This is a genomic window from Pseudoroseicyclus sp. H15, assembly GCF_054353345.1.
Genome location: NZ_JBTHJE010000001.1, coordinates 454,540 through 474,219, shown reverse-complemented (window position 1 = coordinate 474,219; position 19,680 = coordinate 454,540). Strand labels below are relative to the sequence as shown.

Sequence of the window (19,680 nt, the reverse complement as noted above, 5' to 3'; positions counted from 1 at the left end):
CATATCTAGCATGGCCGGGGCCCGTTCTGCACCCCGATTCTGGGGCTATTCCACCTCGGCCGGCTCTTCTTCCTCATCGGTTTCCGCCGGGCCGGTGACAGTATCCTCAAGCCCTTCCGGCTGGCCGGCGACGACGAAGTAGAGGTCGTCAGGCTGCAGCAGCCGGGCGGCGACGCGGTTGATGTCTTCCAGCGTCACGGCGTCGATGTAGGTATTGCGGTTCACCACGTAATCGGGCGGCAGGTCGATCATCTGCATGCCCACCATGATGCGCGCGATCTCGTCATTGCCGTCGAAGCGCAGGGGGTACTCGCCGGTCATGTAGGTCTTCGCGGCTTCCAGCTCTTCGGCCGTCACACCGTTCTCGGCCACATCGGCCCAGACATCCTTCACCACCTGCACGGCCTCGCCCATCGTGGCGTTGTCGGACGAGAAGAAGCCCACGATGGCCTCGGCATTGTCGAAGACATAGAGGCTCGTGCCGACGCCATAGGTCAGCCCGCGCTTCTCGCGCAGCTCCTGCATCAGGCGGGTGTCGAAGCCGTCGCCGCCGATAATCTGGTTGAGCACGGCGGCAGCGAAGTAATCGGGGTCGTCCCAGTTGATGCCCTGATGCCCGAAGATGGCGATGCTCTGCGGCGTGGCGAAATCGACGAGATCGACCCCGCCGGGCGCGGCAAACTCCACGTGATCCGCCAGCTCGGGGCCGCTTGCCGGCACGCCCTCGAGCAGGCTGTCGACCAGCGCGGTGGCCTCTTCGGCGGTGATGTCGCCGACGGCGCCCACATAGATGCGGTCGGTCACCAGCAGATCGTTGAAGCTCTGCACCAGATCGTCGCGGGTGAGGGCCGAAACGCTCTCGACCGTCCCGTCGGAATCGCTGCCATAGGCGGCATCGGGGAAGGCATTGGCGAAGAAGCGCTGCGAGGCGAGCGTGCCGGGGCGGCGCAAGCCGGAATCGATACCGGCGAGCACCTGGGCCCGCACCCGCTCGATGGCATCCTCATCGAAGCGCGGCTCTGTCAGCGCCTGATGCAGCAGGGCGACCGCCTCATCGCGGTTCTCTGTGAGCATCTTGGCCGAGATCGAGAGCGAATCGTCGTAGACGCTGAACCGGAAATCCGCCGCCAGCCCTTCGCGCGCTTCCTGAAAGGCTGCGGCGTCCATGTCGCCTGAGCCTTCCTCGATGAGGCCGGTCATCAGATTGGCCGCCCCGCGCTTGCCCTCGGGATCGAGCGAGGCGCCGCCACGGGCGCGAATTTCCAGCGCGACGAAGGGCAGCGCGTGCTCTTCGACCAGCCACAAGTCGATACCGCCGGGTGTGGTGAGCGTCTGGATATCCACCTCGGCCCAGGCGGCGGGGGCCGAGAGGGCAAGGATGGCAGCGGTGAACAGGGAACGGATCATTGCAGCGCCTCCTGGCGATCGGCGACGACATAGGCGGTGACGGATTTGCGGATATCGAACAGCCGCTCGGCGGCGGCCATCACATCCTCGGGCGTGACGGCCTGCAGGATATCGGGCCAGGCCTCGATATCTTCGACGGTCAGGCCAGAGGTCAGCCCGGCGCCATAAGTGCGGGCTAGGCCCTGCACATCGTCGCGAGCGTAGATCTCGCCGGCCTGCAGCTCTGTCTTGATGCGGGCGAACTGCTCGGGGTCGACGCCCTCTTCCAGGAAATCTGCGAGCACTTCGTCCATCGCCGCCTCGGCCTCAGAGAGCGTCACACCCTCGGCGGGCGCGACGGTGAGCGAGAAGGTGGTGTCGTCCAGCGACATCGCGCCGTAGCCCGCGCCGGAATAGAGGGCGATGTTGTCGTCGAAGGTCAGCGCCCGGGCGAGGACGGAGGTGAAACTCGACCCGCCGAGGATCTCGGCGAGATAGACGAGCGCCGCTGCCTCTTCTTGCGCGCCGGCATCGCGCTCGGGCGCGATGTAGCTGCGGTTGAGGTAATCCTGCCCCACGCGCGGGTCGGCGTAGATCAGGCGCCGCTCGGCCAGTTGCGGCGGCTCTTCGGTGCGCAGGCGCTCGGGCAGGTCGGGCTCGGCAGGGATGGGGCCGTAATATTGCTCGGCAAGGGCCAGCACATCCTCGGGCACCACATCGCCCGCCACCACGAGGATGGCGTTGTTGGGCGAGTAATAGAGGTTGTACCAGTCGAGCGCGTCCTGCCGGGTGAGCTCTTCCATCTCGTGCCGCCAGCCGATGACCGGCACGCCGTAGCGGTGGTTGAGATACTGGCTGGCCATGATCTGCTCGCGTGCCAGCGCACTGGCATTGTTGTCGACCCGCGTGCTTCGCTCTTCGAGGATGACGTTCCGCTCGGTCTCAATCTCGTCCTCTGTCAGGCGGAGGTTGTTCATGCGGTCGCTTTCCATCTGCATCATCAGGGGCAGACGGTCGGCCGCGACGCGCTGGAAATAGGCGGTGTAGTCGTAGGAGGTGAAGGCGTTGTCTGACCCGCCATTGGCGGCGACGACGGAGGAGAACTCGCCGGATTCCATCGTGTCGGTCGCCTTGAACATCAGATGCTCAAGGAAATGCGCGACGCCGGAATAACCGATCGGCTCGTCCGCCGAGCCGGCGCGATACCAGACCATATGCACCACGACGGGGGCACGGTGATCCTCGATCACCACGACATCCATGCCATTGTCGAGCGTGTAGGTTGTCACGTCGTCGGTCTGCGCCAGCGCCATCGAGGGCAGGGCAAGACAGGTGAGCATGGCGATGACCTTGGGCCGCATCCGATCCTCCTTTGGAAGCGATGGCGCGAGACTACAGCGGCAAGGCCGCGTCGCAAGCGGGGGCAACCAATCCGTGATGGACCGCGAGCATAGGTGCGTGCGATGCTTGCCGCTGGGTCAATCAGGGAGAGCGAGATGGAGCTGGGTGCATTTTCGGTGAGCCTCGCAGTGAAAGACCTGGCGAAGAGCCGGGCCTTCTACGAGGCGCTCGGCTTTCGCGCCGCGCATGGCGATGGGGAGCATTTCCTCATCCTGCGGAGCGGGGCGGCAACGATCGGGCTGTTCCAGGGAATGTTCGAGGGCAACATCCTGACCTTCAACCCAGGGTGGACGGCTGATGGCGAAGAGGTCGACCCCTTCACCGATATCCGCGACATCCAGGCGAGGCTGAAGGACGCGGGGCTGGAGCTGACGACGCAGACCGACCCCGAGGGGACCGGGCCGGGCCATGTGGCGCTGGTGGATCCCGACGGCAATTCCATCCTGATCGACCAGCACCGGAGTTAGAAGCGGCGCGCGGCTTGGCGAGCGGAGCCGGGGGGGCTGTCTGCCCCCCGCCGCCCGTGGGCGGCTCCCCCCGAGGATATTTGTAAGTCGAAGGGAGGGGCGGGGGGCTTGGGGCGGTTGGACTCGCGCCAACCTGAGCCGGGCGGGGGAAGGAGCGGGGGGGCGTTTCGAAGGTGGGTTTTCAGCCCACCACACCGCGCCGTCCCGGAAACGCCACGTAGACACACCTCGGGTGTCTTGCCCCTGTCGCCCTGATGGTGTCAGATTTGGAAATGGAGCATACCGTCAAATCCTGGGCCGACGCCGCCCCCCGCCTTGTCGAGGTCGCCTCGGGCCGTGCGCCCGCCGATCTGGTTATCCGCGACATCACCCTCGTCAACGTCCAGTCCCGCGAGGTGCTGCCCGGCTGGCAGGTCGCAGTGGCCGAGGGACGCTTCGCCTATGTCGGCCCGGACGCCAGCCATTGCATCGGCGAGGGGACGGAGGTTGTCGAGGGCGGCGGGCGCTACCTGATCCCGGGGCTCATCGACGGGCACATGCATATCGAGAGCGGGATGCTCATCCCCGCCGAATTCGCCGCCGCCGTCGCGCCACATGGCACGACGACGATGTTCACCGACCCGCATGAGATCGCCAACGTCCTCGGCCTCGCCGGCGTGCGGCTGATGCATGACGAGGCGCTGATGCAGCCTCTCAACATCTTCACGCAGATGCCCTCCTGCGCGCCCTCCGCCCCCGGCCTCGAAACCACCGGCTACGAGATCACCGCCGAGGATGTCGCCGAGGCGATGGCCTGGCCCGGCATCGTCGGGCTGGGGGAGATGATGAACTTCCCCGGCGTGGTGAACGGCGACCCCCAGATGCTGGAGGAGATGGCCGCAACCATGCGCGCCGGCAAGGTCGTCGGCGGGCACTATGCCTCCCCCGACCGGGGCATCCCCTTCCACGCCTATGCCGCCGGCGGCGCGGCGGACGATCACGAGGGCACGGCGGAGAGCGATGCCGTCGCCCGCGCCCGGCAGGGGATGCGCTCGATGCTGCGGCTCGGCTCGGCGTGGTACGACGTCGAAAGCCAGATCACCGCGATCACCGAGAAGGGGCTCGACCCCCGCAACTTCATCCTCTGCACCGATGACAGCCATTCCGGCACGCTGGTGAACGAAGGCCACATGGACCGTGTCGTGCGCCACGCCATCGCCTGCGGCTGCGACCCGCTAATCGCGCTGCAGATGGCCACGGTGAACACCGCCACCCATTTCGGGCTGGAGCGGGAGCTCGGCTCCATTGCGCCGGGGCGGCGGGCGGACATGATCCTGACCTCCTCGCTGGAGGAGCTGCCGATCGAGGCGATCTGGGCGCGGGGCGTCAAGGTCGCCGAGGGCGGCACGCTGCTCGCCGAGTGCCCGCATCTGGACTGGCCGGAAAGTGCCCGCGCCACCGTCAAGCTCGGCGCCCCGCTCACCGAGACCAACTTCGAGATTGCCGCCCCCGAAGGCCGCAACGCCGTGCGCGCCAAGGTGATCGGCGTAGTCGAAAACCAGGCGCCGACGAAGGCGCTCACCGCCGACCTCCCCGTTGTCGACGGGCTGGTCGAGGCCGAGGGCGAGGTGGCGCAGATCGCCCTTGTCGAGAGGCACCGGGGCACCGGCGGCGTCACCAACGCCTTCGTCTCCGGCTTCGGCTACAAGGGCCCCATGGCCATGGCCTCTACCGTTGCGCATGACAGCCACCATATGATCGTGGTGGGCACCGACCGCGCCATCATGGCCGCGGCCGCGAACCATCTGGGTGAGATCGGCGGCGGCGTCACGCTTTGGCGCGACGGGGCCGAGCAAGCCACCGTGCCGCTCCCCATCGCGGGCCTCATGTCCGACAGCCCCGCCGCCGAGGTCGCCGAACAGGCGCAGGCGCTCGGCCGGGCGATGGCCGAGGCCGGCTGCACGCTCAACAACGCCTACATGCAGCATTCGCTGCTCGCGCTCGTGGTCATCCCCGAGCTGCGCATTTCAGATCTCGGGCTCGTCGATGTTCGCACATTCGAGCTCGTTCCGCTTTTCGAGGACCAGACATGAATACCCACACCGGCAGCACACTGCCCATTCTCACCCCGCCGCCGGCTTCGCATGAATCGTTCGATGATGCCGGCGCTGCCGTCGCGCGGCTGATCGCGCTCTACGAGGAGGCCACGGGCTTCCTGCAGGACCGCTTCAAGGACGCGCTTACCTCTGGCCGGCCGCAGGCCCGCGCCCGCGCCTTCTACCCGGAGATCCGCTTCACCTGCGCCAGCTTCGAGCAGACGGACAGCCGCCTCTCCTTCGGCCATGTCGCCCAGCCCGGCACCTATGCCACCACGGTGACGCGGCCCGAGCTCTTCGCCAATTACCTGCGCCAGCAGATCGGCCTGCTCATCCAGAACCACGGATTGCCCGTCTCCATCGGGCCGTCCGAAACGCCGATCCCCGTGCATTTCGCCATGGATAGCGCCGTCACCGTGCCGCAGGAGGGCGCCGCCCAGTTCACGCTGCGCGATTTCTTCGATGTGCCGGACCTGACGACGACCCACGACGACATCGTCAACGGCGAGGGCTTTCTGTACCCCGACGGCGCGCATCCGCTCGCGCCTTTCACGGCCCAGCGCATCGATTACTCCCTCGCCCGCCTGTCGCATTACACCGCGACCAGCCCTGAGCATTTCCAGAACCACGTGCTCTTCACGAACTACCAATTCTACGTGGAAGAGTTCGAAGCCTTCGCCCGCGCCGCCCTGGCCGACCCCGACAGCGGCTACGAGAGCTTCGTCGGCCCCGGCTATCAGGAGATCACCGACGCCGAGGCGCCGATGCGGATGCCGGCAAAGCTGCCGCAGATGCCGAGCTATCACCTCACCCGGGCCGACGGGCAGGGCATCACGCTGGTCAACATCGGCGTCGGCCCCTCCAACGCCAAGACGGCGACGGACCATATCGCCGTGCTCCGGCCCCACGCCTGGCTGATGGTCGGCCATTGCGCCGGCCTGCGCAATTCGCAGCGCCTGGGCGATTTCGTGCTCGCCCATGCCTATCTGCGCGAAGACAAGGTGCTGGATGACGACCTCCCCGTCTGGGTGCCCATCCCGCCGCTGGCGGAAATCCAGACCGCACTGGAGACCGCGGTGGAAGAGGTGACCGAGCTCGAAGGCTACGAGCTGAAGCGCATCATGCGCACCGGCACCGTCGCCAGCCTAGACAACCGCAACTGGGAGCTGCGCGAGCATGAAGGCCCGGTGCGGCGCCTCAGCCAGAGCCGTGCCGTCGCGCTGGATATGGAAAGCGCCACTATCGCGGCCAACGGCTTCCGCTTTCGCGTTCCCTACGGCACGCTGCTCTGCGTCTCTGACAAGCCGCTGCATGGCGAGCTGAAGCTGCCCGGCATGGCGAGCGACTTTTACAAGACGCAGGTCGCCCGCCACCTGATGATCGGCATCCGCGCGATGGAGAAGCTGCGCGACATGCCGCTCGAACGGCTGCATTCGCGCAAGCTGCGCAGCTTCGAAGAGACTGCGTTCCTGTAGGCGGGTTTGTGCCAAAGGCCGCACAGGGCCTCGGAAAACCAATAAAAGAAGGCATATAAGGGTGGAAAGGGCTTGCAACGTCACACAAATCATTGTGTGGATAGCCGCATGACCAGCGACTTGTGGCAGTTATCCACAAGTCCTCGGGCCCGATGGAAGGAGACCTACCAATGGCAGCAAAACCCATGACCAAGGCGCAACTCGTGACCGCTCTGTCCGAGGCGACCGAACTCGACAAGAAGTCCGCCGGCACCGCGCTCGACGCTCTGGCCGACATCATCACCAAGGAAGTTTCGGCCGGTGGCGCCGTCACGATCCCCGGCATCGGCAAGATCTACTGCCGCGAGCGCCCTGAGCGCATGGTTCGCAACCCGGCGACCGGCGAGCAGATGAAGAAAGAGGCCGACAAGGCGGTGAAAGTCACCATCGCCAAGGCTCTGAAAGACAGCGTCAACGCCTGAGGCGACTGACCCGTGACCAAAAGGGGCTGCCTCCGGGCGGCCCCTTTTTGTGTTTTGCCCAGGAAGGAGCGCCGCCATGACGGAAGGCCATGTTTTCATCGCCACCAGCTTAGACGGCTACATTGCCCGTGTGGATGGCGGCATAGACTGGCTCGACCGGCCGGATGCAGCTGGCGAAGACCACGGCTACGACGCCTTCATGGCCCGTATGGACGGGCTGGTGATGGGCCGGCTCACCTTCAAGACCGTCCTCGGCTTCGGCATCCCCTGGCCATACAGCAAGCCGGTCGTGGTGCTCTCGCGCTCCATGTCCGACGACGAGATTCCGCCGGAGCTTAAGGACAAGGTGCGCCTGTGGTCCTCGGCGCCCGACGAGGCGATGGAGCGGCTGACCGAAGAGGGCTGGGCGCGCGCCTATGTCGATGGCGGGCAACTCATCCAGAGCTTCATGCGCGCCGGGTTCATCAAAGAGCTGACGATCAGCCGCCTGCCCCTCCTGCTCGGCGGCGGACGGCCCCTGTTTGGTGCGCTCGTCGACGACGTCGCGATGACGCATCTGGGCACAGAGACCTTCCCCTCGGGCATCGTGCAGTCGCGCTACCGGGTGGCGTGAGGCTCACTCCCCCAGAACGTCGATCTGCGCCAGCAGCCCGATGTGGTTCGAGCCGAGGCCGGCGCCCCATTCCTCCAGCGAGGTGAAGGCCAGCCCCTCGCTGACCATGATATGGTCGATGGGGATGCCCGCCCGGCCGGCGGGCACAGGCCAGCTGGCAACGGGCAGGCGGGCGTGCAACAGGCCGTTGCGCCGCTCGAAGCCCAGCATCCGCCGGCTCCACGGGGCTGCGTTGAAGTCACCCATAACGACGAGGGGAAGGTCCCCCGGCCAGTCAGACAGAAGGTCGCTCACTGCAGCCTCCTCGTCTGCGGTGTAGCGGAAGAACCAGGGCTTGATCATGTGCACGGGCATCACGGCGATCTGGCTACGGTCCGGCAGCGTCACCGTGAACGCCGCCCGGCGCTTGCGGCTGTAGGGAGAGATGTCGGCGAGGTCGGCATCCTCCAACGGCAGCCGAGACAGGATGAGCAGGCCGCAGGCGCCCCGCATGTCTGGCGTGCAGCCGAGGCTGTAGGGATAGGTCTCGGACAGGATCTCCGGCAGATCGCGCGCCGGCGCAGCCTCTGCGAAGGCCACGATATCGGCCCCGCTTTCCATGACGGCTGCGGCAAGGGTCTCGGGGGCGATGTGGTTGCCCCCCAGCACGTTGAACCAAAGCACCGTCAGATCGGTCTGCGCGCCCACCGGCGCCACCCGGCGGGCATAATCGCCGCCGAGGATCGCCAGCCCGACAAGCGCCGCCACCGCGACCGCCCCGCCGGCCCGGCGCCAGCGCAGCAGCCAGGCGAAGGCGGCGAGGATCAGGGTCAGCAGCAGCAGATGCAGGCGCAGGCTGTCGACGATGCGGGAGAGGCGGCCAATCAGGGGCGTGGCATCGGGCACGAGCTGGGCGAAGAGGCCGATCAGCACCGCCAGCGCCGCCACGAAGATCAGGGGCACGGCGACCCATGGGCGAGCGCGCCGCCGCTGCCGCGTGGAAGGTTGCGCCACCTTTTGCCCCTTTGCCCGGTTCCCGCGCCCCGGTAGCGCGGATGCGGGCGCAGCGAAACTGCCGCCCCGGTCTCTGCGGCAATTTCCCGGGGGTCCGGCCGCAAACTGCCGCCGAAGGAGGCATGGACATTCACGGCCTGAGCAGGTGTTGTCCGCCCGACGAAAGGAGGCCCCATGGATATTCGCGCGCTCGGCATGGGGCTGGCCTTCGCCTTCCTCTGGTCTTCGGCCTTCACCTCGGCGCGGATCATCGTGATGGCCGCGCCGCCGCTGACGGCGCTGACCTTCCGCTACATCATCGCGGGGCTGCTCGCCCTCGCCATCGCGAAGGCGCTGAAGCAGCAGATGCCGCGCGGCTGGCCGGCCTGGCGGGGCATCCTCGTGTTCGGCGTCTGCCAGAACGGGCTCTATCTCGGGCTCAACTTCGTCGCCATGCAATGGGTCGAGGCCTCCGTCGCCGCCATCATCGCCTCGTCGATGCCGCTCATCGTTGCCCTGCTCGGCTGGGTGGTGCTGCGCGACCGGCCGGCCCCGATGGCGCTGGCGGGGCTCATCGCCGGCATGGCCGGTGTGGCCGTGATCATGGCGACACGGGTGACGGGCGGCGCCGTAGGCTGGGGCATCCTGCTTTGCGTCATCGGGGCGCTGGCGCTGGCCATCGCCACGCTCTCGGTGAAGAGCGCATCTGGCCGGGGCAACCTGCTGATGGTCGTCGGCCTGCAGATGCTGGTGGGGGCCGCCACCGTCGCCCTGCCGGCCCTGGCACTGGAGCGGGGCGCGAGCGTGGCGTGGAGCTGGCCGCTGGTGCTGAGCTTTGCCTACACCACCGTGTTCCCCGGCCTCGTGGCAACGTGGATCTGGTTCCTGCTGGTGCGGCGCATCGGCACGGTGAAGGCCGCGGCCTTCCACTTCCTCAACCCGTTCATCGGCGTCGCCGTCGCCGCCGTGCTGCTGGGCGAGCGGCTAACCTGGCTCGACGCGCTCGGCGTCGCCATCATCGCCGCCGGCATCCTCGCCGTGCAGCTCGCCAAGGCGCCCCCGGCGATTGCGGCGGCAGAGGCCGCCACCGGCGCGCCCGTGGCACGCACACGTGACCGGGCGTAGGGCCGGGCGGGGCTGACAGCGGCCCTCCCCTTGCGTCAACTGAGCGTATGGACCCGATCCTCGCCTATCTCGCCGGCCTGCTGACGCTGATCAATCCCTGCATCCTGCCGGTGCTGCCCATCGTGCTGGCCAGCGCGGCGCAGCAGGGGGAGGCGCCCACGCGGCTGGGCCCCGTCTGGCTGGCGGCGGGCATGTCCGTTTCCTTCGTCGCGCTGGGGCTGGTGCTATCGCGCTTCGGGCCGGCGCTGGGGATCACGCCAGAGCTGGTAGCCCGCGCCGCAGCGCTGGTGATGGCGGCCTTCGGGGCGATGCTGCTGATCCCCCGCCTCTCCGCCGGGTTTGCCACCGCCACCGCCGGGCTCGCCACCCGCGCCGACGCCGCCTATGACGCTCGCCCTGCCGGGCCGCTCGGCCAGGCCCTCGGCGGCGCGCTGCTCGGCGCCGTCTGGGTGCCCTGCATCGGGCCGACGCTCGGCGCCGCCATCGCTCTGGCCTCCACCGGCGGCAGCCTCTGGCAGGCGGGCGTGACGATGGCCTTCTTCGCGCTCGGCGTCTCCACCATCATCGTGCTGCTGGCCTATGGCGCCCAAAGCGCCATCCGGGCCCGCAAGGCGCGGCTGCAGGCCATCGCCACCCGCGCCCGGCCGATCATGGGGGCGATCTTCCTCGCCCTCGGCCTCGCGCTGTTCTTCAACCTGCATCTCTATGCCGAGGGCTGGCTGCTCTCGCATATGCCAATCTGGCTGCAGGATCTCTCCGTCCGCTTCTGAAAGGATCGCCCCATGCTCCGCCGCACCTTCCTCGCCCTCTCTGCCGCCGCCACGCTACTCCCCCTCGCCGCCCGGGCCGAGCCGGTCATCTACGAACCCGGCGTGGTGCAGGAGCGCCTGGCCGCCGGCGAGACGCTATTCGTGGATTTCTACGCCGATTGGTGCGTCACCTGTGCCGCGCAGCACCGGGTGCTCGACAAGCTGACGGCCGAGAACCCGGCCTATGAGCAGGCCATCACCTTCGTGCAGGTCGATTGGGACACCTACGGTCGCAGCGATCTGGCCCGCGGCCTGTCGATCCCGCGGCGCTCCACTTTGGTGGTGCTGAAGGGGAATGACGAACTCGGCCGCATCGTCGCCGGCACGGCCGAATCCGAGATCAGGGCGCTGCTCGACACCGCCCTGGCGGCGGCGGGCGCCTCCTAGGCCGCGGCCATCATCGCAGCATCCCGCTCGATCGCCCAGCGCCACGAGGGGTGGGCGCCGACTCGATCCACCCAGTCCTGCGCGAAGTCGGGCGTGGCCTGCGGGAACCAGTGATAGGTCGAGGCGACGAGGAAATCGGCGGCCGTCATCTGCGCGCCCATCAGCCAGGGGCCCTTGGCCAGTGCCGCGCGAAGCCGCTCGACCGCCTCGGGTACACCGCGGATGGCGGCATGCACGGCGCCGTCGCCCTTCACACCATCGACCTGAGCCAGGTAGACCGGCTCGAAGACCGAGCCGTACCAGTGCATCCAGCTCAGAAAGCGGCCCCGAAGCGGCCCGCTCTCGACGCCAAGGCCAGCCTCGGGGAAGAGCTCGGTCAGCCGCAGCATGATGGCGCCACTCTCCCAGCAGGCAATGCCATCCTCGACGAGCAGCGGCACCTTGCCGTCGGGATGCGGATTGGCCGGGTCATGCCGGCCCGAGCCGTCCTGCCGGCGGATCTCGACATGTTTCAGCTCGATCTTGTCGGCCGCGCCGAGGGCATGAACGAGGGCCACCACGCGCGTCGCGCGGGATTGGGGGGAATGGTAGAGGGTGAGCATGGCAATCTCCGTTGCGGGATGAACTGCGGCGACTATGCTCCCGCCACCCTGACAGAACCTGACAGGAGTGAGAGATGCCCCGCGCCGACCGCCTGCTCCGCCTGCTCGATCTGATGCGCCGCCTGCGCCCGCCCATCACCGCCGCGCGACTGGCGGAGGAGCTGGGCCTGTCCGAGCGCTCGATTTACCGCGATATCGCCGCCTTGCGGGCCGCCGGGGCACGCATCGAGGGCGCGGCGGGCTATGGCTATACGCTGACGGAAGACCCGGCCCTGCCGCCGCAGATGTTCGACCGGCTGGAGGTAGAGGCGCTCGGGCTGGGCCTCGCCGAGATCCGCGCCTGGGGCGATGCCGATCTGGCCGAGGCGGCAGAGCGCGCTATGGCCAAAATCGTCGCCACGCTGCCGGAGAGGGTGCAACGCCAGGCGATGCACAACGTGCTCCACGCCTACCGCTACTTCACCCGGCCCGAGGCGCCGCCCTGGATGGGCCTGCTGCGCGAGGCCGCCTGGGACGAGGCCGCCGTGCGGCTCGACTATGTCGACCGCTCTGGCGCGGCGAGCGCGCGCGATGTCTATCCGCTCGGGCTCGTGTTCACGGAGGACCGGCACCAGCTGCTCGCCTGGTGCTGCCTGCGCACCGACTTCCGCCGGTTCAATCTCAGCCAGATCCAGGCCGCCGCGCGCACGGGCGAGAGCTTTCGCCCCCGCCGCGTGCCGCTGCTGAACGACTACCTCGCCCGGCTGGGCGCGCCGGCGAGCTGAACCGTCGCGGTAGCGGGCCAAGGAATCTCTGGCCCGCTTCAGGTCTGCATGCGATGTCTCATGCCGATGAGTGCTGTCACGACACGAGCCGCCGCATGATCCCGCTGGGGCTGATCCTCGCCGGCGGGGCAGGCCGCCGCATGTGCGGCGCCGACAAGGCGCTGCTGCCGCTGGCCGGCGGCCCGCTCTGGCGCCATGTCGAGGCGCGGCTGGCCCCGCAGGTCGCCTCGCTTGCCATCGCTGCAGGCGGCGGGGGCGACCGCTTTGCCGGCTTCGGCGGCGCCGTGCTGCCCGATGCAGGTGCGCCCGGTCAGGGCCCGCTTGCCGGCATCCTCGCGGGGATGCGCTGGGCGGAGGAGCGGGGGGGCAGCCATGTGATCACCTGCCCCGTCGACCTGCCCTTCCTGCCCGGTGATTTCGTCCCCCAGCTCTACCTCGCCGCCGAGGCGACGGGCGCCGCTATCGCCAGCTCGGGCGGGCGCCAGCACGGTGCCTGCGGGATCTGGCCGGTCAGCGCCGGTCCGGCGCTGGAGGCGGCGCTGGCGCGGGGCGAGCGGCGGGTGATGGCGTTTGCGGCCGCGCTGAGCCCCGGCGAGGCCGTCTGGCCGGGCGGCGAGGCAGACCCATTCTTCAACATCAACACGCCCGAGGATCTGGCCGGGGCCGAGGCACGGCTGGCGGCATGAGGGGCGGGCGGTGAGGCTGGAATATGGCTTTCGCGAGGGCGAGCGCGCCGATGTCGCCCGGCTCTACTGGCAGGCCTTCGGCGACAAGCTCGGCCGCGCGCTCAACCCTGAAGCGCAGGCGCTCGCCTTCATCGGCGCGGTGCTGCGCCCCGATCATGCGCTCGTGGTGCGGGCGGCGACAGGGCCGCTGGCGGGCCGGGTGATCGGCGTCGCCGGCTTCAAGACACCGCAGGGCGCGCTGGCCGAGGGGGGGCTGCGCGACATGGCCCGCGCCTATGGCTGGCTCGGCGGCCTGCGGCGGCTGGCGCTTCTGGCGCTGATGGAGCGCGATCAGGACAACGAGCGCTTCCTGGTGGACGGCATCTTCGTGGATGCCCGCGCCCGCGGCGCCGGGGCGGGTACGATGCTGATCGAGGGGCTCGCGGCAGAGGCCGGGCGGCGCGGCTATCGCGAGCTGCGGCTGGATGTCATCGCCAGCAACACGCGTGCACAGGCTCTCTACGAGCGCTGCGGCTTTCGCGTGATCCATCGGCAGCGCCCGGGCATCGGTGGGCGGCTGTTCGGCTATGGAGAAGTTCTGGTGATGGTGCTGGCGCTCTGAGCGGCGTCGATTTCCATATGGAAATCGAAGGCGGAATCCATATGGTTTCCGCTCCCCGTCACCAGATGTCGGGGCCCTTCTCGGCGAAGGCGTTGACGAGGAAGTCGATGAAGGCCCGCACCTTGGGCTGCGTGAAGCGCCCCGGCGGGTAGACGGCATAGATGCCCTGCACCTCGACCGGCAGATCGGGGATCGCCTCTTCCACCAGCCCCTGCTCCATCGCCTCGGCGTAGAGGAAGCTCGGCAGATAGGCGATGCCGAGGCCGCTGACGCAGGCGTTCAGCAACGACTGGCCGTCATTCACCGTCAGCCAGCCAGCGGTGCGCACCTGGCGCTTCTCGCCGGAGGGGGCGGTGATCTTCCACACCGCACCGTTGGATTGGTTGGAATAATGCAAGAGCTTGTGCTCGTTGAGATCGTCGATGCGCTGCGGTCGACCGTATTGCTGGAAGTAGCTGGGGCTGGCGATCATGCGCTTCGTCGTCTCGGTGAGCTTGCGGGCGCGGAGGGTCGAATCCTCCAGCTCGCCGATGCGAATGGCGAGGTCGAAGCCTTCCGAGATCAGCTCAACGAAGCGGTTGTTGAGCACCATGTTGACGGTGATGTCGGGGAACTCAGCCAGGAACTCGCCGAGGATGGGCGAGAGGTGGTTTACGCCGAAATCGGTGGCCACGGAAATGCGCAGGAGGCCCGAGGGCGCCGATTGCATGGCCGAGACGAGCGCATCGGCCTCGCCGGCATCGTTGAGCACGCGGCGGGCACGGTCGTAATAGGCCAGGCCGATCTCGGTGGGCGAGACACGGCGGGTCGTGCGGTTGAGAAGCCGCGCGCCGAGGCGCGCCTCGAGGGCCGAGACGTGCTTGGAGACAGCCGACTTCGAGATGCCGAGCTTTTTCGCCGCATCCGTGAAGCCACCCTGATCCACCACGGTGGCGAAGGCCTCCATCTCTGTCAGCCGGTCCATAACGATCCTTCCCTTCTCGTCTGACCGGTCATCAGGGGCAATCACGGCACAAACGCGGCGGATGCCGGACAATATCGGGGAATGTCCGGGATCGGCCCATGTGCAGAAACGACGCCGGCGGCGGGAAAGTTGTTCCCGGCGCCGTGGATTGAGGGCAACGGTGTGGCTTGGTTACAGCCGCGCGGCGAGCCGGGTGCCCTGGTCGATGGCGCGCTTGGCATCGAGCTCCGCCGCCACATCGGCGCCGCCGATGAGGTGGGCGCGGGGGTGGGCCTCGGCGAGAGAGCGTTCGGGCTCCTGCCCGGCGCAGAGGACGATGGTGTCGGCCTCGATGAGGCGGGGGCCGTCGGAGGTGGTGATGTGCAGGCCCTCGGGCGTGATGCGCTCGTAGGTGACGCCGCCGAGCATGGTGACGCCGCGCATGGCGAGGCCGGCGCGATGGATCCAGCCGGTGGTCTTGCCGAGCCGCTTGCCGGGCTTTTCGGCCTTCCGCTGGAGCAGGGTGACCTGGTGCGCGGGCTTGGGCGGCTGAGGGCCGGCGGGAGAGAGGCCGCCGGGGTGGAGCGCCGGGTCGGTGATGCCCCATTCGGCGAGCCAGTCCTGAGGGTGCAGGGTGGGGCTCTCGGAGGTCACGAGGAACTCGGAGACGTCGAAGCCGATGCCGCCGGCGCCGATGACCACCACCCGCGGGCCGACGGGGGCGCCGTGAAGGACGTCGATGTAGGAGAGGACATGGGGCGCGTCCTGGCCCGGGATGGCGGGGTCGCGGGGGCGGACGCCGGTGGCGAGGATCACCTCGTCGGACCCTCGCAGGTCCGCCTCGGAGGGCGCGGCGTTCAGGCGGAGAGTGATGGGCAGCTCTTTGAGCCGCGCCTCGTAATAGTGGACGAGGCCGTGGAACTCCTCCTTGCCGGGGATGCGACGGGCGAGGTTGAGCTGGCCGCCGATCTGGGCGGCCTTGTCCCAGAGGGTGACGCGGTGACCCCGCTCGGCGGCGGTGATCGCCGCGGCGAGGCCGGCAGGGCCAGCGCCGACGACGGCGATCGTCTTGGGGGCGCTCGTGGGCGCGATGACCAGCTCGGTCTCGTGGCAGGCGCGGGGGTTCACGAGGCAGGTGGAGGTCTTGCCCATGAAGGTATGGTCGAGACAGGCCTGGTTGCAGGCGATGCAGGGCGCGATGGGTGCGCCGGACCTGGCCTTGGCGACGAAGTTCTCGTCGGCGAGGAAGGGGCGCGCCATGGAGACCATGTCGGCGCAGCCCTCGGCCAGCACCTGCTCCGCCACCTCGGGCGTGTTGATCCGGTTCGAGGTGATCAGGGGAATTGCCACCTCGCCCATCAGCTTCTTCGTCACCCAGGCGAAGGCGGCCCGGGGGACGGAGGTGGCGATGGTGGGCACCCGCGCCTCGTGCCAGCCGATGCCGGTGTTGAGGATGCTGGCGCCGGCGGCCTCGATGGCCTTCGCGAGGCGCAGCACCTCCTCCCAGCTCTGCCCGCCCGGGACGAGATCGAGGAGGGAGATGCGGTAGATGAGGATGAAATCGGGGCCGACGGCCTCGCGAACCCGGCGCACCACCTCGACCGGCAGGCGCATGCGGTTCTCGTAGGGCCCGCCCCAGCGATCGGTGCGCTGGTTGGTGCGCTCGGCGAGGAACTGGTTGAGGAAGTAGCCCTCCGACCCCATCACCTCGACGCCGTCATAGCCGGCCTCGCGGGCGCGGGCGGCGGCGGTGGCGATATCGGCAATCTGCTTCTCGATGCCGGCCTCGTTGAGCTCGGCCGGCGGGAAGGGAGAGATCGGCGACTTGATGGCGGAGGGGGCAACGCAGGCCGGGTTGTAGGCGTAGCGGCCGGCATGGAGGATCTGCATGGCGATGCGCCCGCCCTCGGCGTGGACGGCGTCGGTGACGATGCGGTGGTTGGCGATGTCCTCGGGCCTGTAGAGGCCGGCGGCGCCCTTGAAGACGCCGCCCTCGTCGTTGGGCGCCATGCCGCCGGTGACGATGAGCCCGGCGCCGCCCTTGGCGCGGGCCGCGTAGAAGGCGGCGATGCGGGACCAGTCGCCCGTTTCCTCGAGATTTGTGTGCATCGAGCCCATGAGCACCCGGTTCGGCAGGGTGACATGGCCGAGGTCGAGCGGGGCGAAGAGATGGGGATAGGTCATGGGGCTCCTCCGGGCAGTAGAGTGGCGCGTGGCGGGGAGGGCGTCACGTTCAACGCGGCGTCACGAGCGTGGGGGGGCGGGCCGGGGGCCAGCCCCCGAACCCCCGAGGTATTTTGGGCCAGATGAAGGGCAGGCGGGGCGGTGAACGGCGGCAGTATTTGCTCTTGAGCCTGTCTTTGCTCCCGAAAATCCCGGGGGTCCGGGGGCTGGCCCCCGGTCCCGCACTCTGCAGCTTGCGCCGCGATGCCGGACTTAGACCAGCCCGATAGCTGAGCGGATGCTCTCGTCGCGCAGGCTCACTTCGCCGCCGAGATGGGCGTCTGCCTCGGAGCTGCACATCCAAAGCAGCGCCCGGGCCGGCCAGTCGGCGGGGATGTGCTCGGACCAGTCGAGCGCAGCGACGGGGCCGATGCCGCTGTCCTTGATCTGACGCTGCATGTCGGTCGCGACCGTCCCCGGCGAGAGGGCCAGCGCCCGGATGCCGCGCTCGCCGTATTCGACGTGCAGCGCCTCGCTCAGCATCGCGGCGGCAGCCTTCGAGGTGCAATAGGCCGACCAATGGTCGAGCGCCCGGTGCGCGGCGCCGGAGGAGAGCGTCAGGAAGGTGCCGCCGCCGGCGCCCAGCATCGCCGGCAGCACGGCCCGGGCGGTGTGGAACAGGCCCTTGACGTTGATGTCGATGGCCTGGCCCCAGGCTTCGGGATCGGCCTCGGCGATGGGGGCAATCGGGCTGACGACGGCGGCGTTGCCGATGACCACCGCCGGCGGCCCGAAGGCCTCGATCGCCGCTTTCACGGCGAAGTCGACCTCCCACGAGCGAGAGACGTCGCAGGGCACGGCCAGAGCATTGTCGCTGCCGATCTCGCCGGCGAGCTCGGCGATTTCGGTATCGCTGCGCGCCAGCAGGGCGACGCGGGCGCCGGCCGCGGCGAAAACCCGGGCCGCCTCGGCCCCGATGCCTCGGCTCGCACCTGTGATGACAACGCATTTGCCCGTCAGCTCCATCGCCTCATATCCTTTCCTGAACGCCGGCAGGATGCTGGCACGGCAAGGGGGAATGGTCCAGATTTCCCGACCTTGACTGACCTGAGGGGGCCGTCATGGTGATGCCATTGAATTAATCAGGGAGGGGATCCGTCATGCCCGCTAACCGCTTTATTTTCACCGCCGCCTCGCTCACCGCCATGATTGCCGGCGGCGCCGCATTTGCCGATGTGACCGGCGAGGACGTCTGGGCCCAGTGGCAGGACGCCGCTTCGAGCTACGGCGAGGGCATGACCATGACGGGCGATGCCAGCCGCGACGGCGATACGCTGGTGGTCTCGAACGTCAGCGTCTCGGTCGAGAATGACGAGATGGCGATGTCGTCGGACATTGGCGAGATCTCCTTCGCCGAGAACGGTGACGGCACCGTCAGCATCACCATGCCCGAGAGCTACGAGGTGGTCTTCTCGCAGATGGACAGCGAGGCCGCCAATAGGGCGACGCTGCAGGTCAGCAATTCCGGGCTCGACCTGCAGGCCTCGGGCAGCCCCGAGGACATCACCTACACCTTCAGCGCCGACAGCTACGGCATCGAGCTGACCGAGCTGCAGGACGAGGGCGAGGTGCAGCCCGCCGAGGCAATGGTGGAAATCCAGGGCCTGTCCGGCACGGCCGGCATGAGCGGCGCCGAAGAGCTGCGCACCAGCTCCGCCGAGATCAACGCAGATGCCATCGACTTCATGCTCGACATCAACGCGCCCGGCGAGATGGTCAGCAATTTCTCCGGCAAGATCCAGGATCTCGCGATGACGCAGACCGCCACCACGCCGGCGGATATGGACATGGAGAGCGACGACCCGGAGATGTTCCTCACCGCGGGCGGCAGCATCGACATGTCGGTCGAGGCCGGCGAGTCGGCCGTGGTCTTCGCCTATGACGATGGCTCCGACAGCGCGAGCGGCGCCTATTCCGCCGGAGGCTCTTCGTTCGGCCTGACGGTGAATTCCGACGAATTCGTGCTGAGCGAAAGCGGCACCGACATCGCACTGCAGGTGCAGACTGCGCAATTCCCCTTCCCCATCAACGTCACGCTGGCAGAGCTGGGGCTGAACATCGACATGCCGCTCGCCGCCACCGAAGAGCCTGTCGACCTCGGCGCCGGCCTGACCATCGACCAGCTGACGCTCAACGAAGAGCTGTGGTCGATGGCCGATCCCTCGGGCGCGCTGCCGCATGAGCCGGCGACGCTGATCGTCAAGCTCTCGGGTTCGGGCATGCTAGACCAAGATCTGGCCGAGCAGATGGGCGGCATGGGGCAGGACGGCCTGCCGGGCGAGCTTTACGAGCTGAACCTCGACGAGCTGACACTGAACCTGATCGGCGCGGCCATCTCGGGCAGCGGTAACTTCACCTTCGACAACAACGACCTGACCACCTTCGACGGGATGCCGCGGCCCGAGGGCGAGGCGACCTTCCGCATCGACGGCGCCAACGCGCTGCTGGGCAAGCTGGCCGACATGGGGCTTGTCCCGCAGGACCAGCTGATGGGCGCGCGGATGATGCTGGGGCTGTTCGCGGAATCCGTCGGCGACGATTCGCTGCAATCGACGATCACGGTCACCGGCGACGGCTCGGTTCTGGCGAACGGGCAGCAGCTCCGCTAGAAGGCGGCCAGACCGGCGCGGGCGCGGCCAAGCGGTCAGCGCCCGCCATATGCTTGAACACGCTACACATTCGGGAGGTCT

Annotated in this window: 19 protein-coding genes; 12 read left to right on the top strand and 7 right to left on the bottom strand. The window is 68.4% G+C overall.

Going from position 1 to position 19,680, the window contains the following annotated elements:
* Positions 1-45: 45 nt before the first annotated feature.
* Together ACXN5S_RS02140 and ACXN5S_RS02135 are read right to left on the bottom strand one after the other, a co-directional pair.
* Positions 46-1,407, bottom strand: a complete 1,362-nt coding sequence (locus tag ACXN5S_RS02140) for a M16 family metallopeptidase (protein WP_458603737.1) — start codon at positions 1,405-1,407, stop codon at positions 46-48.
* The gene (locus tag ACXN5S_RS02135) at positions 1,404-2,747 is read right to left on the bottom strand and encodes a M16 family metallopeptidase (protein ID WP_458603736.1); all 1,344 of its coding nucleotides are present in this window, start codon (positions 2,745-2,747) and stop codon (positions 1,404-1,406) included. The genes ACXN5S_RS02140 and ACXN5S_RS02135 overlap by 4 nt, the downstream gene beginning before the upstream one ends.
* 135 nt (positions 2,748-2,882) lie before the next feature.
* On the opposite strand from ACXN5S_RS02135, the gene ACXN5S_RS02130 reads away from it, so the two are divergent.
* The 5 genes from ACXN5S_RS02130 (at position 2,883) to ACXN5S_RS02110 (ending at position 7,878) form a co-directional block, all read left to right on the top strand.
* Positions 2,883-3,254, top strand: a complete 372-nt coding sequence (locus ACXN5S_RS02130) for a VOC family protein (protein ID WP_458603735.1) — start codon at positions 2,883-2,885, stop codon at positions 3,252-3,254.
* Positions 3,255-3,526: 272 nt separating this feature from the next.
* Positions 3,527-5,326 (top strand): adenine deaminase, encoded by a 1,800-nt coding sequence (gene ade, locus ACXN5S_RS02125; RefSeq protein ID WP_458603734.1) that lies wholly within the window; start codon positions 3,527-3,529, stop codon positions 5,324-5,326.
* Positions 5,323-6,804, top strand: coding sequence for an AMP nucleosidase (locus tag ACXN5S_RS02120; RefSeq protein WP_458603733.1), 1,482 nt, complete (start codon positions 5,323-5,325; stop codon positions 6,802-6,804). The genes ade and ACXN5S_RS02120 overlap by 4 nt, the downstream gene beginning before the upstream one ends.
* A gap of 170 nt (positions 6,805-6,974) precedes the next feature.
* Positions 6,975-7,265 (top strand): HU family DNA-binding protein, encoded by a 291-nt coding sequence (locus ACXN5S_RS02115; protein ID WP_458603732.1) that lies wholly within the window; start codon positions 6,975-6,977, stop codon positions 7,263-7,265.
* Between the two features lie 76 nt (positions 7,266-7,341).
* Positions 7,342-7,878 (top strand): dihydrofolate reductase family protein, encoded by a 537-nt coding sequence (locus tag ACXN5S_RS02110; protein WP_458603731.1) that lies wholly within the window; start codon positions 7,342-7,344, stop codon positions 7,876-7,878.
* 3 nt (positions 7,879-7,881) lie between these two features.
* On the opposite strand, the gene ACXN5S_RS02105 is transcribed toward ACXN5S_RS02110, so the two are convergent.
* Positions 7,882-8,871: an endonuclease/exonuclease/phosphatase family protein gene (locus tag ACXN5S_RS02105; RefSeq protein WP_458603730.1), complete on the bottom strand. Its 990-nt coding sequence runs from the start codon at positions 8,869-8,871 to the stop codon at positions 7,882-7,884.
* 174 nt (positions 8,872-9,045) lie between these two features.
* Here ACXN5S_RS02105 and ACXN5S_RS02100 point away from each other — a divergent pair, with 174 nt between their 5' ends.
* From ACXN5S_RS02100 to ACXN5S_RS02090, 3 genes are read left to right on the top strand one after another with little or no spacing between them, the layout of a single operon-like run.
* Positions 9,046-9,975, top strand: coding sequence for a DMT family transporter (locus tag ACXN5S_RS02100; RefSeq protein WP_458603729.1), 930 nt, complete (start codon positions 9,046-9,048; stop codon positions 9,973-9,975).
* 47 nt (positions 9,976-10,022) lie between these two features.
* A complete protein-coding gene (locus ACXN5S_RS02095; RefSeq protein WP_458603728.1) occupies positions 10,023-10,745 on the top strand; it encodes a cytochrome c biogenesis CcdA family protein in 723 nt (240 codons plus the stop codon).
* A 12-nt stretch (positions 10,746-10,757) separates the two neighbouring features.
* Positions 10,758-11,171 (top strand): thioredoxin family protein, encoded by a 414-nt coding sequence (locus tag ACXN5S_RS02090; RefSeq protein WP_458603727.1) that lies wholly within the window; start codon positions 10,758-10,760, stop codon positions 11,169-11,171.
* On the opposite strand, the gene ACXN5S_RS02085 is transcribed toward ACXN5S_RS02090, so the two are convergent.
* A complete protein-coding gene (locus ACXN5S_RS02085) occupies positions 11,168-11,773 on the bottom strand; it encodes a glutathione S-transferase family protein (protein WP_458603726.1) in 606 nt (201 codons plus the stop codon). The genes ACXN5S_RS02090 and ACXN5S_RS02085 overlap by 4 nt on opposite strands.
* Before the next feature lie 74 nt (positions 11,774-11,847).
* Here ACXN5S_RS02085 and ACXN5S_RS02080 point away from each other — a divergent pair, with 74 nt between their 5' ends.
* From ACXN5S_RS02080 to ACXN5S_RS02070, 3 genes are read left to right on the top strand one after another with little or no spacing between them, the layout of a single operon-like run.
* Complete coding sequence (locus tag ACXN5S_RS02080; protein ID WP_458603725.1) at positions 11,848-12,537, top strand: helix-turn-helix transcriptional regulator; 690 nt, start codon at positions 11,848-11,850, stop codon at positions 12,535-12,537.
* A gap of 53 nt (positions 12,538-12,590) precedes the next feature.
* Complete coding sequence (gene mobA, locus ACXN5S_RS02075; RefSeq protein ID WP_458603724.1) at positions 12,591-13,223, top strand: molybdenum cofactor guanylyltransferase MobA; 633 nt, start codon at positions 12,591-12,593, stop codon at positions 13,221-13,223.
* Between the two features lie 10 nt (positions 13,224-13,233).
* The gene (locus tag ACXN5S_RS02070; RefSeq protein ID WP_458603723.1) at positions 13,234-13,824 is read left to right on the top strand and encodes a GNAT family N-acetyltransferase; all 591 of its coding nucleotides are present in this window, start codon (positions 13,234-13,236) and stop codon (positions 13,822-13,824) included.
* A gap of 58 nt (positions 13,825-13,882) precedes the next feature.
* Here the strand turns inward: ACXN5S_RS02070 and ACXN5S_RS02065 are convergent, their stop codons facing one another.
* The 3 genes from ACXN5S_RS02065 to ACXN5S_RS02055 form a co-directional block, all read right to left on the bottom strand.
* Positions 13,883-14,788 (bottom strand): LysR family transcriptional regulator, encoded by a 906-nt coding sequence (locus tag ACXN5S_RS02065; RefSeq protein WP_458603722.1) that lies wholly within the window; start codon positions 14,786-14,788, stop codon positions 13,883-13,885.
* 171 nt (positions 14,789-14,959) lie between these two features.
* Complete coding sequence (locus tag ACXN5S_RS02060) at positions 14,960-16,951, bottom strand: oxidoreductase (RefSeq protein WP_458603721.1); 1,992 nt, start codon at positions 16,949-16,951, stop codon at positions 14,960-14,962.
* A 252-nt stretch (positions 16,952-17,203) separates the two neighbouring features.
* Complete coding sequence (locus ACXN5S_RS02055) at positions 17,204-17,956, bottom strand: SDR family oxidoreductase (RefSeq protein ID WP_458603720.1); 753 nt, start codon at positions 17,954-17,956, stop codon at positions 17,204-17,206.
* 134 nt (positions 17,957-18,090) lie between these two features.
* Here ACXN5S_RS02055 and ACXN5S_RS02050 point away from each other — a divergent pair, with 134 nt between their 5' ends.
* Complete coding sequence (locus ACXN5S_RS02050) at positions 18,091-19,599, top strand: DUF2125 domain-containing protein (protein WP_458603719.1); 1,509 nt, start codon at positions 18,091-18,093, stop codon at positions 19,597-19,599.
* Positions 19,600-19,680: the final 81 nt, after the last annotated feature.